This window comes from Adlercreutzia sp. CNCM I-6216 (genome assembly GCF_977113345.1).
The window spans coordinates 1-12,413 of sequence record NZ_CDSBIE010000017.1 but is presented as its reverse complement, the minus strand read 5'-3'; the positions used below and the strand labels follow the sequence as shown (position 1 = coordinate 12,413).

Genomic DNA, 12,413 nt, shown 5'->3' with positions numbered 1-12,413 from the left:
ATCCCCCTAACGTACCAGGATGATGAGCGCGAGGAAGAACACCAGCGCGCCGACGATGTAAACGATGTAGGTGCGGAAATCCCCGCTCTCCATGCGGCCGAACCAGGCGCCCACATCGCTCACGATGGAGAGCACCGAGTTGGAAAGCGCCGGAGCGTGCCGCTCGGCTGGAGCGATGCCGACCGTCCGGTCGCGATCGTAGCGCGAGGCCACAGCGCCGGTCGCCACGGGGGCGGCGGGAGCCTCTTCGGCATCGGACTCAAGCGCGCGGGCGATCAAGCGGGCAACCGCCTGGCCGGCGCGGTTCACGCCGTAGCGAAGGGCGTAGAGCGGCCCCATGAAGGTCTTGACGTTCGCGCCCACCGTAGAGGCGAGCGTCTCCATGGACAGATCCGCCTCATAGCCGCACGCCCACGTGCTCGGGTCGCTCTTCATGCCGCCCTTCCGATTGGCGGCATTGCGCACCAAGGCGCACAGGGCGATGACAACGGCCATAAGAGCGGCCATGATGAGCGGCGAGACTACCGAGACCGTGTCCAAGGACACCAGTGTCGCGCCCTCGACCACCGGCAGAGACGGCGCCGCGAGCATCGAGCTCGCGATGGAGCTGATAACGGGCGCCACCCAGGCCGCGCCGAGTCCCAGAGCGATGCAGGCCACCGTGAGGATGACCATGGCGATGGTCATGGGAGCCGGCACCTCGTGGGCATGCTCGGCCGCCTCCGAACGGGGACGGGCGAGGAACGTCACGCCGAAGGCTTTCACGAAGCAGGTGACCGCCAGAGCGCCGGTGATGGCGAGGGCCACCACGGCAAAGGCGAAGACGATGCGCATGAAGATGCCGCCGTCCATGGCCGCCCCAATGAGTCCCTGGTAGGTGAACCACTCGGACACGAAGCCGTTGAGCGGCGGGATGGCCGAAATGGCGAGGGAGCCGATGAGGAAGCACACCGCCGTGATGGGCATCACCTTCGCCAGGCCGCCGAGCACCTCCATGTTGCGGGTGCCCGTGGCATGCAGCACGCTGCCGGCGCCGAGGAAGAGCAGGCCCTTGAACATGGCATGGTTCACCAAGTGATAGAGACCGGCCAGAAGCCCGATGGCGGCGAGCCAAGGCAGATCTGCGGCCCAGCCGTAGATGCCCACGCCGACACCAAGCAGGATGATACCGATGTTCTCGACGGAGTGGTAGGCCAGAAGACTCTTGAGGTCGTGCTCTCCCAGAGCATAGACCACGCCGAGCACCGAGGAGACGGCGCCGATGACGATGACGAGCACGCCCCAACCAACTTCGCCGCCCGCAGCGCCGAGCAGATCGAAGCACACCTTGCAAATACCGAAGATGCCGATCTTGATCATGCCGCCGGACATGAGCGCACTCACGTTGGAGGGCGCCGCCGGATGGGCCTGGGGCAGCCACGAATGGAAGGGCACCATGCCCGCCTTCGCCCCGAAACCGAAGAAGGCCAGCGCGAAGGCCAGCGTGGCGATGCCGGGGGCGAACGCATGGGTGCGGAACGCCTCGAACTCGAGCGAGCCGGTGGCCGAGGCCATGGCGAAGAACGAGCACGCGATCATCAGAAAGCCGATGTGGGCCATGATGAGGTACAGAAAACCGCCCTTGAGCGACGCTTCCGTCCGGTCGATGATGACGAGCACGTAGGACGTGAGCGACATCAGCTCGAAGAACACGAGGAACCAAAAAGCGTTGTCGGCCAGGATGACGAGGTTCATGGAGGCGATGAACAGGTTCATGAAGAACCCGATGACGCCAATGCCCGCCTCGTAGTACTCATCGAAGTAGGAAAGCCCGTAGAGCCACGCCACGAAGGCCAGCGCGGCGATGACCGCGATGAGAAGGCCCGCCAGCGGATTCAGCAAGAGCGTGAAGTTCGTGAAGGGCATAGGCCCGATCCAGCTGGCGTAGGTAGCCGTCTGGAACAGCGCGCCGATGCCGCCGGCAAAGCTTAAGGCCGCTGCCCCCATGCCGCCGACGCAAGCGATGGTCTTGGAAGCAGCGCGGGCCTTCGACGCCACCAGCGACAGTACGCCGGTGGCGCAGGAGAGCCCGAGGGAAAGCAGTATCAGTTCCAACATTTAGGCCTCCTTCAAGTTCGTCGTTCGACCCATCATGATCTGGTTGGCCGCCACGGCGGCGCGCATCTTGTCCTTGCGAACGCCCGCGAGCGTCGTGGCATCGCGCACGTAGAGCGCCTTGGTCGGACACGCTTCGACGCAATGGGGCTCCTCGTCGGGGCCCAAGGTGGAGCACAGGTCGCACTTGACGGCGCAGGTGTAGACGCCGATGCTCCAAGCCAGCAGAGGCGATGTGCCCCGCGGCTGAGTGGGAGTGGGATAGGAGATGCCGGCAACGCCCGCCGTGGACGTGCCCGAGGGATGGATGGCGCCGAAGGGGCACACCACCGCGCACAACTTGCAGCCTATGCAGGTCTGCTCGTTCACGACGATGGCCTCTTCGGTGCGCTTGATCGCATCCACGGGGCAAACCGCCAAGCACGGCGCCCCCTCGCACTGATGGCAGGTGACGGCGGCCGTCACCTGCGGGGTAAACGTCAGTGCGAGACGGGGCTCCGCCTGCAGCCCGGCCACACGGTGGCCGTGGCTGCAGGCGGCAAGGCACGTGCCGCATCCAATGCACCTATCCGGCTCTATGGCGATGAAAGTGTTCATCAGAGTCCTTTCGGAATGAGTGCGGTAGCGAGACGCCCTATTGAGCGGCGGGCGCGACGTTCTGAGGTGCCGCCTCCGCAGCCAGGCGATCTTTCATCGCGCTGTAGAGCGACTGCATATGGCGCTCGGCCCACACCTGGTCGTCGATGCAGTGCACCTCGCAGGCGGAGTACTTGTCCTCGGGCGTACCGGACAGCGGGTCGGTCACATGCATGGTCAGGTCGTTGCACTTGCCGATCCACCATTGGTAGGTCATGTAGACGGCGCCCTTGTTGATGCGCTCGTCCAGCTTCGCGCGCGTGATCACCTTGCCGCGGCGCGAGCTCACCCAGACCAGATCCTCGTCCTTGACGGTGCGGGCGGCGGCATCGGCGGGGTTGATGTGCACGTAGCCCGGCTCGTCGGCCAGCATCGAGAGCACCTTGCAGTTGCCGGTCATAGAGCGGCAGGAGTAGTGCCCCACCTCGCGCACCGTGCACAGCACGAGCGGATAGGCGTCGTCGGGCATCTCGGTGGGCTCCACGAAATCGTGAGCCATGAGAATGGCCTTCTTGTCGGCGGTGTTGAACTGGCCGTTCTTGTAAAGCGTCGGAGTGCCCGGGCATTCCAGCGTCGGAATCGGCCACTGGGCATGGCCCACGCCGGCCATCTTCTCGTAGGTGGCGCCGTAGAAGTTCGGGCACAGCGAGCGCATCTCGTCCCAAATCTCCTGGGTGTCCTCGTAGTGCATGGGATAGCCCATGCGGGTCGACAGCTCGCTGAAGATCTGCCAGTCGTGCTTGCACTCGCCCTTGGGCGGCACGGCAGCCGTAAAGCGCTGGAAGGTGCGGTCGGAAGCGGAGAACACGCCGTCATGCTCGCCCCAGGACGTGCCCGGGAACACCACGTCGGCCAAAGCCGTCGTCTGAGTCATGAAGATGTCCTGGCTGATGAGCAGCTCGAGGTTCTCCAGCGTCTCCTTCATATCGGCGGAGTCGGGCTCAGTCTGCAACGGATCCTCGCCGAAGTTGTAGAAGGCCTTGATCTTACCCTCTTTCACGCCATGGGGCAGGTCGGTCAGCTTGAAGCCGGGCTCGGCGGGAAGCTTCCCCTCCGGCAGACCCCATGCCTTTTCGAACTTGGCGCGGGCCTCGGGGTTCTCCACCTTCTGATAGCCGGGAAGCAGGCTCGGCCACATGCCCATGTCGCAGGAGCCCTGGACGTTGTTCTGGCCGCGCACCGGAGCCAGGCCGGCGTTGTCGCGGCCGATCTGGTTCGTGACGCAGGCAATGGCGGCGATGGTGTGCACCGTCTTCACGCCCTGGCGCTGCTGGGTGACGCCCATGCCCCAGCCGATAATGGAGTTGGGGGCCGTAGCGTACATGCGGGCGGCCTTGCGAATATCGTCGGGGCTGCAGCCGCAGATGTCGGCGACCGACTCCGGCGTGTAGTTCTTGATGGTCTCCCACCACTCGTCGAAGCCGTTGGTGTGGGCGTCGATGAAGGCGCGGTCGTGCAGGTTCTCGCTCACGATAACGTTGGCGAACGCATTCATGAAGGCGAGGTTGCAGCCGTTCTTGATCTGGATGTACAGATCAGCGATGCGCGCCGTCTCAATGGAGCGCGGGTCGACGACGATGATCTTGGCGCCCTTCTCCTTGGCCTTCACGATACGGCGGGCGACGATCGGGTGCGAGGCCGAGGGGTTGTAGCCGAACAACATGATGAGGTCGGCGTTCTCCATGTTGGGAATGGAGACGGACATGGCGCCGGAGCCCACGGTGTCCATAAGGCCGATGACCGAGGGGCCGTGGCAGGTGCGGGCGCAGTTGTCGATGTTGTTGGTGCCCACGCAGGCGCGGGTGAACTTCTGCATGACGTAGTTGGCCTCGTTGCCCGGCCCGCGCGAGGAGCCCGTGAGCATAATGGCGTCGGGGCCGTACTTCTCCTTGATGGCCATGAGCTTTTTGGCCGTGAAGTCCAGCGCCTCGTCCCAGGTGACGCGCTCCAGCTCGCCGCCCTTCTCGCGGCGGATCATCGGATGCAGGATGCGCGGCGTGAGAATCTTGGTGTCGTTGATGAAATCGAAGCCCGACAGGCCCTTCAGGCACAGCTCGCCCTCGTTGGTCACGCCATCGAGGCCCTCGGCGCCGATGACCATGCCGTCGTCCACGATGAGATTGAGCTTGCAACCGGCACCGCAGTACGGGCAGACGGCCATGTGCTTTTCCATAGTGCAATTCCTCCTTGGGGCTAGTTGAGATCGGTGTTCAAGGGCACGCTCGAGAAGGCGCCCGAGGCCACGGCGGCCCTCATACGGCGCTGACGCTGGCGGTCGGCCAGCTCCTCCTCGTCGACGACCATAAGACCTCCGGTGGGGCAGGCCTCCACGCAGGCCGGGCCGCCCTCGCGGTCGTAGCACAAATCGCACTTGACAAGGGATGCCTTGGGAGCGCTTTCCACCGTAAGGCCGCCGAGCTTGGCCGCGCCCTCCTGGGAGACGACCTCCACGGCTCCATAGGGACAGGCGAGCACGCAGCTGCGGCAACCGATGCAGCGCTCCTGCTTGACGGCCACGCGGGCGCCATCGAAGTATAGCGCGCCTTCGGGGCACGATGCCACACAGGGCGCGTCGGCACAATGGTGGCACACGATGGGCGCCGAAATGGTAAGGGTGGTGATGAGATTCAATCGCGGCTTGGGAACGTCACCCGGCACACTGTGCTTCAGAAGACAGCCCGCCATGCAGGTCTGGCAACCAATGCACAGGCCCGGGTCGGCAATGACGAATTTGGAACCCATGTAGATCCTCCTACGCTCTTCTCGCGCGACAGCCGCAAGGCCGTCGCTGGCATGATTCCGCGCCCTGCCGTTGCCTCCCCTATCGTCGGATCGGCCCAAGCACGGAGCGGCGGCTCGCTTCACCCAACAAAGACGCGCGCCTCCTGACGCTGCGCAACGACTTCCCGGCGCTCCGGAATCGCCGGGAGTGCTCTTTGCGCACCCCTCAAAATGGACGCAGGTGTCCCCTGCGGTAAAGCCGTAGCAAAGGAAAAAGATATTAAGTCGGACAGCTAGTGCCTCTCGAAGATGTCACGGCCGTTATACGCCCCTCGAAAGTGTTTCGCAAGAGTGAATTTTGGCTTTTTTCAAATTGGAAATAAGGGACAGCTTGGATGAGCCTTCTTCTATTTGTAGTGTATTTGTACTACACTATATTCCATTTCCCAGGGGTTTCTTTATGAAGTTGGTACAAAACCCCCGAAATAAGCCTCTTCTCGCTACCGAAGAGGCCGCAACGGCGCTACCCAGGAGGCTCCCATGGCCAAGCACGCAACCATGCAAATTCGCATCGATGAGGATCTCAAAGAACAAGCCGACCGCCTCTTCGAGGCCCTTGGCCTCTCCCCCTCCGAGGCCGTGCGCCTCTTCGTGGCCCAATCGGTTATCGAGCGACGGCTCCCCTTCACGCCGCACCTCAGCAAAAGCGAGGGGGGCACGTCGGCTTTCGGCAAGCTGCGCCATTACGCCAACCCCCACCTTACGGGAGACGAGCGCGCCGCATGGCTCAAAAAGCAGGGGGAGAACACGGGCGACGCGCGCTTTCGCACGACAACCGTCGCCGACCCCGCCACAACCATCGTGGATGAAACCGTCCTCTTGCACTACCTGCTCGACGACGAGCCGCGACCATCGGCCAAAGCGCGGCGCCTGATCGCCTCCGGATGCGCCCAAGCTTATCCGGAAACGGCGGCGCTCACCGTCCAGCTGCTCGAGGAGGACTACCGCGTTCCCCGATCGCTCATCGGCACCGTGATGGAGCTTCTCGCCGACGACGTCTCCTTCCAAGACGGCGCGACCGTCAGATTGGCCGCGCGCCTTTACGCCGGCAACCGCCTCTCGTTCACCGCTTGCCTCATTGCCGCCAGAAACGTGCTGACGGGCTATCCGGTGGAGACCTTCAACAAGCAGCTCTCCAACATCACCCGATAGGCCTCTGTTCGCCGCCAGAGAAGAATCGACTGCTCACAAAAAGGGCGCCCACCCCAAAGGGCAGGCGCCGTGCAAAACAGGTTGTCGCATCTGCGAGAGCTCGCTGCGCGCTTACAGGATGCGCAGGTTCACGTCCTTCAGCTGACGGCCGGTGACGGCACTCGGAGCGCCCGTCATCGGGTCGCTCGCGCTGCTCGTCTTCGGGAAGGCGATGACGTCGCGGATGGAGTCCTTGCGGGCCAGAAGCATCACGAGGCGATCCAAGCCCAGCGCGATGCCGCCGTGCGGCGGGGCGCCCAGCTCCAGCGCGCGGATGAGGTGGCCGAACTTCTCGTCGATCTCCTCGTCGGTCAGCCCCACGACGCGCAGGATGCGGCGCTGCTCCTCGGCGTTGTGGATGCGGATGGTGCCGCCGCCCACCTCGAAGCCGTCCATGACCAAGTCGTAGGAGTAGCTGCCGCAGGCCAGCGGATCGCTCTCGATCTTGTCCAGATCCTCCTTCAGCACATGGGTGAAGGGATGGTGCTCGGCAGCGTACTTCTTCTCGTCCTCGTCGTAGCGGAACATGGGGAAGTTCACGACCCACAGCAGCGCGTGGCCCTCGCGGGGGATGTTCATGGCGTCGGCCATGTGCAGGCGCAGGGCTGAGAGCACCGCGTTGGCGATCTCGGGCTTATCGGCCGCGAACAGCAAAAGATCGCCGGGCTCTACTTCCATCTCGGCCTTCAGGGCCGCCCACTCCTCGTCGGTGAAGAACTTCTTGATGGGGCTCTTCTCCTGGCCATCGGTGGTGAACGCCACCCAGGCCATGCCCTTGGCGCCGTTGGCCTCGGCGATGCTGGCGAGCTTCTCCACCTCGCCGCGGGACCAGTCGCCGGCACCCTTGACGTTGATGGCCTTCACCACTCCGCCGGACTGGGCGACGGAGGCGAACACCTTGAAGCCAGTGTCCTTCACGATGTCGGTGATGTCGTGCAGAAGCATGCCGAAGCGCACGTCGGGGCGGTCGCAGCCGTAGTCGCGCATGGCGTCGGCATACTGCATCTTCTGCAGCGGGAAGGTCACGTCGGTCACGCCCACGGCCTTCAAGGTCTCGGCCATGACGCCTTCCATCATGTCGCACACATCGTCGCCCTCGACGAAGGACATCTCAATGTCGACCTGGGTGAACTCGGGCTGGCGATCGGCGCGCAGGTCCTCGTCGCGGAAGCACCGGGCGATCTGGTAGTAGCGTTCCACGCCGGCGCACATGAGCATCTGCTTGAACTGCTGGGGGCTCTGGGGCAGGGCGTAGAACTTGCCCGGGTTCGGACGCGACGGCACGATGTAGTCGCGGGCGCCCTCGGGCGTGGAGTTCGCCAGAATCGGGGTCTCGATCTCCAGGAAACCGCGCTCGTCCAGGGCCCGGCGCATGGCCTGGGTCACCGTGTGGCGCAGCTTCAGGTTGGCGAGCATCTCGGGACGGCGGATGTCCAGATAGCGCCACTTCATGCGCGTGATCTCATCGGTCTCGATGCCATCCTCAATGGAGAAGGGCGGCGTCACCGACGTGTTCAGCACCTCTACCGCATTGGCCAAAACTTCGATCTCGCCCGTGATCATGTTCGGGTTGATCGCCTCCGGTGCACGCTCGCGCACGCGCCCGGACACCTTCAGCACGTACTCGCGACCCAAGTGCTCGGCCGCATGGAAGTCCTCCTCGCTCACGCAATCGGGATCGACCACCACCTGAGTATAGCCATCACGGTCGCGCAGGTCGATGAAGATGAGGCCGCCGTGGTCGCGGGTGTGCCACGCCCAACCGCACAAAGTCACCTCTTGGTTCACATCAGTCGCACGCAGCTGCCCGCAGGTGGCGGTATGCATGCAATATTCGTTGCGGAAGTCTTCCATAGTCGTTTCGTTGCTCCTAGGGGTCAAAAATCACGTGCCCGTAATCGTACCGCATTGCAGGCGCGCAAGCTAGCTTTCGGCGCGTTCGGCAACGGAAAAGCGCACAGACGGCAGCAAAAAGCCCCCGTCGCTCACAAGCAGCGACGGGGGCTGGACAATGCGCGATCGGCTCTTATCCTTCAATCAGATCGCGCAGCACGTACTGGAGGATGCCGCCATTTTCGTAGTAGCGGCCCTCCGTGGGCGTGTCGATGCGCACGGTGGCATCGAAGGTCACGGCGCTTCCATCGGGCTTCTCGACCGTCACCTTCACGACAGCCGGGCTCGGCAGCCCCGCCGAGAAGTCGATGGGCGCCACCGTGATGGTCTCGGAGCCGTCGAGGCCCAGCGTCTCCGCGTTTTGCCCCTCGATGAACTGCAGCGGCAGGATGCCCATGCCGATGAGGTTGGAACGATGGATGCGCTCGAAGCTCTCCGCGATGGCCACGCGCACGCCGAGCAGCATCGGGCCTTTGGCCGCCCAGTCTCGGGACGAGCCACTTCCGTACATCTTGCCCGCGAGCACCGCCGCCGGCGTGTCGGAGGCGGCGTAGTTCTCGGCAGCATAATACAGAGGCGTTATCTCACCGGTAGTGAAGTCGCGGGTCCAGCCGCCCTTGCGTCCATCGGCCAACTTGTTCTGCAGCTTCACGTTAGCGAAGGTGCCGCGCATCATCACCTCGTGGTTGCCGCGGCGGCTGCCGTAGGTGTTGAAGTCGGCCGGAGCCACGCCATGGGCCTCCAGGTACTCGGCCGCCGGCATGTCCGGTGCGATGGCGCCGGCCGGCGAGATATGGTCGGTCGTGATGAAGTCGCCGAAGTTGCCGAGCACACGGGCGCCCTCAATGGCGTCCTGGCCCGACACCTCACGGGTCATGCCGTCGAAATAGGGCGGGCGGCGCACGTAGGTAGAGTCGTCGTCCCAAGCGAAGGTATCGCTCGGCTCGGCCCCCAGGGCCTGCCACGCGGCGTCGCCCTCGAACATGTTTGCGGCGCCCTGCTCGTACAAGTCGGCCGTCACGAACTCGTCCACAAGAGCGGCCACCTCGTCGGCGGCGGGCACGATGTCGGCGTAGAACACGGGATTGCCCTCAGCGTCCGTGCCAAGGGGATCCTTCTCCAGATCGATGTCCATGGTGCCGGCGATGGCGTAGGCGATGACGTTGGCCGGCTGCATCAGGTAGTTCTGCGACACGTCCGGCGAAATGCGGCCCTCGAAGTTGCGGTTGCCCGACAGAACGCTGGCCAGTTCGATGTCGTCGGCCACGGCATGCATGGCCTCGGACAGAGGGCCCGAGTTGCCAATGCAGCTCATGCAGCCGAAACCGCAGGTATAGAAGCCCAGCTGGCGCAAGGGCTCAGTAAGCCCCGCCCGCTCGAGCAGAAGCTCGGTGGCGCGGCTACCGGGAGCCAAGATGGTCTTCACCCAGGGTGCCGGCGCAAGCCCGCGCTCGGCGGCGTTGCGCGCCATGAGGCCCGTGGCCAGCATCATGGCCTGGTCGGTAGCCGTGGTGCAGCTCGTCACGGCGGCGATGGCAATGGCTCCGTGGGTCAGCTCGTAGTCCTCGCCGTCAACTTCCACATGCACCGTCGCATCGTCGAGGCCGCGCTCGGCGCAGATGGCGCGGAAGCGCTCGCCGGCCTTGGCGAGCGGAATGCGATCGTGGGGGCGCGAGGGGCCCGCCAGAGAAGGCTGAACCGTGGAAAGATCGAGCTCGATCACCTCGGCATAGGTGCGCGGCGCCGCCTCGGGATCATTCCAGTAGCCCTGGGCCTTCGCGTAGGCTTCAACCAGAGCCACCTGCTCGGCGCTGCGGCCCGTGAGGCGCAGGTAGTCCAGGGTGCGGTCGTCCACCGGGAACAGCGTGCAGGTGCAGCCGTACTCCGGGGTCATGTTCGAGATGCAGGCGCGCTGGGTGGCGGAAAGCGCCGCCACACCGGGGCCGAAGCATTCCACAAAGCAGCCCACCACACCGCGCTCGCGCAGCATTTGTGCGAACGTCAGCGACACGTCCATGGCCGACACGCCTTCGGACAAGTCGCCCGTCAGCTTCACGCCGATGACGCGGGGCACAAGCGTCGTGATGGGTTGGCCCAGCGCGGCCGCCTCCGCTTCGATGCCGCCCACGCCCCAGCCGAGCACACCGATGCCGTTGGCCGTGGGCGTATGGGAGTCGGTGCCCACAAGCGTATCGAAGTACACCACGGGCGTGCCATCGGCGCCGGTAAGGCCGGCGGGAGACTCCATGACCACGCTGGCGAATTTCTCGATGTTCAGCTGGTGGCAGATGCCCTGTCCCGGCGGCACGATGCGCACGTTCTCGAAGGACTCCTGGGCCCACTTCAAAAAGTCGTAGCGCTCGCCATTGCGCTTGAACTCCAGCTTCATGTTCTCATCCATGCAGCCGTCGCACCCGGCCACATCCGCGATGACCGAATGGTCGATGACCAAATCGCACGGCACTTGGGGATTAATTTTCTTCGGATCGCCGCCCAGATCGGCGCAGGCCTCGCGCATGACGGCGAAATCGACGAACACCGGCACACCCGTGAAGTCCTGGAACAACACGCGCGCCGGCGAGAACTCCACTTCCTCGCCCGTCTGGCCCGCCAAGCCGGCAGTTACGATGCGCTCGGCCATGGCCTGGGCCTCTTCGGGCGTGCGCCCGCAGCGCAGCGCATTCTCCAAAAGCACGGTAAGGGAGTAAGGCAGCTGCGCCGCCCCCTCTATCTCGCTCACCGGGTAATAGGTGTAGGCCCCATCGCCCACCTTCAAAGAAGCTTCAAAGCTCATGTGTCAATCTCCTTGGAACTAAGCTACATTTTCGATGATCTGAGCGGCACGGCGCTTGAGCATGCCCTTGCCGTTCTCGGCATCGAAGCGCATACGATCGGCCAGGGCGCTTTTCACAGACCCGTCCAGCTTCCCCTGGGAGAAGTCGATGACCGCCAGAAGCATATCCTGGAATTCCAAATCGCCGTGATAGCACTGGATGCCCTCGTCGATGAGAGGCCATACTTTTTCCGAGCGTTTCTCGGTCGTCGCACCCAGCTTGCACAGAAAGCGCATGGCGGCCAAACGCAAAGGACCGCTGTCCTCGTCGAACAGGGCCGCCTCGGCGCCGGGGATGGCCTTGTCGCAGGGCCGAGAGTCGAAGGGCACGACGTAAGTCAGCGCATCAAGACATTCCCAACGCGTCTGAGCCTCGGGGCGCTCCAATGCGTCGACGAGATCGGACGCGAAAGGCACGAGTATTTCAGGATTCTCAGCAGCCACGCCCGCAATGACCTTCGCTGCCTGCTGGCGGCCGCGGCGGCTCCCATCGGAAAGAGCCTCCACCAACTCCTTCAGCTTCGCCGAATCCTTCAGCGCCTCCTCAACGCGCTTCTTATCTTCAGGGGTCTCTGAACTCAAGGGAAACCTCCCTTTCCTGACGAGCCCTTCGGCTCTGTCATCGACGCCAGTTTTCCAGAAAACATTATACGCGTCCTTATATTTTCAAAGAAAGAAGCCGTTCCCATTTCACGGTTAAGGGCGCACAAAAACAAAAAGACGCCCGCATGGGCGTCCAAATAATAATAATAATAATATAGTTTTGTCGCACAGGTTCGCCCGAGGAAGTCGGCGAGGCATCGGCAGGTCCGGCCGTCCCGTCAGGGCGGCCGGAGCGCAGAAAAGCGCCCCCTGCGAGCGGAACGACCTGTCCTCCCGCGGCCTGGCGCCGCAGTACTTTCGGCGAGGTGGGGCTTAACTGCCGAGTTCGGAATGGGATCGGGTGATCCCCCACTCCATGGTTCCGCTCGCGGGAGGCGCTCCC

The 12,413-nt window shown here is 63.9% G+C and carries 8 protein-coding genes and 1 rRNA gene; 1 reads left to right on the top strand and 8 read right to left on the bottom strand.

Translation table 11 applies throughout. The annotated features are described in order from the left end of the window. Positions 1–6: 6 nt before the first annotated feature. The 4 genes from hyfB to ACYVRU_RS11185 are packed head-to-tail and all read right to left on the bottom strand — an operon-like array spanning position 7 to position 5,472. Positions 7–2,097, bottom strand: coding sequence for a hydrogenase 4 subunit B (hyfB, locus tag ACYVRU_RS11200; RefSeq protein ID WP_114540183.1), 2,091 nt, complete (start codon positions 2,095–2,097; stop codon positions 7–9). Next, a complete protein-coding gene (locus ACYVRU_RS11195; RefSeq protein WP_114540184.1) occupies positions 2,098–2,691 on the bottom strand; it encodes a 4Fe-4S dicluster domain-containing protein in 594 nt (197 codons plus the stop codon). A gap of 37 nt (positions 2,692–2,728) precedes the next feature. Further along, positions 2,729–4,903, bottom strand: coding sequence for a formate dehydrogenase subunit alpha (gene fdhF, locus ACYVRU_RS11190; protein ID WP_022739002.1), 2,175 nt, complete (start codon positions 4,901–4,903; stop codon positions 2,729–2,731). A 20-nt stretch (positions 4,904–4,923) separates the two neighbouring features. Further along, on the bottom strand, positions 4,924–5,472 hold the full coding sequence (locus ACYVRU_RS11185) for a 4Fe-4S dicluster domain-containing protein (RefSeq protein WP_022739000.1): 549 nt from the start codon (positions 5,470–5,472) through the stop codon (positions 4,924–4,926). 519 nt (positions 5,473–5,991) lie between these two features. On the opposite strand from ACYVRU_RS11185, the gene ACYVRU_RS11180 reads away from it, so the two are divergent. Next, the gene (locus tag ACYVRU_RS11180; RefSeq protein ID WP_114540185.1) at positions 5,992–6,663 is read left to right on the top strand and encodes a type II toxin-antitoxin system RelB/DinJ family antitoxin; all 672 of its coding nucleotides are present in this window, start codon (positions 5,992–5,994) and stop codon (positions 6,661–6,663) included. A gap of 111 nt (positions 6,664–6,774) precedes the next feature. On the opposite strand, the gene aspS is transcribed toward ACYVRU_RS11180, so the two are convergent. The 4 genes from aspS to rrf all read right to left on the bottom strand — a co-directional run bounded on the left by aspS (position 6,775) and on the right by rrf (position 12,398). Continuing rightward, complete coding sequence (gene aspS / locus ACYVRU_RS11175; protein ID WP_302683264.1) at positions 6,775–8,556, bottom strand: aspartate--tRNA ligase; 1,782 nt, start codon at positions 8,554–8,556, stop codon at positions 6,775–6,777. Between the two features lie 172 nt (positions 8,557–8,728). Then, positions 8,729–11,389, bottom strand: coding sequence for an aconitate hydratase AcnA (gene acnA / locus ACYVRU_RS11170; RefSeq protein ID WP_302683263.1), 2,661 nt, complete (start codon positions 11,387–11,389; stop codon positions 8,729–8,731). A gap of 18 nt (positions 11,390–11,407) precedes the next feature. Beyond that, complete coding sequence (locus tag ACYVRU_RS11165; RefSeq protein WP_022738987.1) at positions 11,408–12,010, bottom strand: HEAT repeat domain-containing protein; 603 nt, start codon at positions 12,008–12,010, stop codon at positions 11,408–11,410. A 273-nt stretch (positions 12,011–12,283) separates the two neighbouring features. After that, positions 12,284–12,398 (bottom strand): 5S ribosomal RNA (gene rrf / locus ACYVRU_RS11160). Between the last annotated feature and the right edge of the window lie 15 nt (positions 12,399–12,413).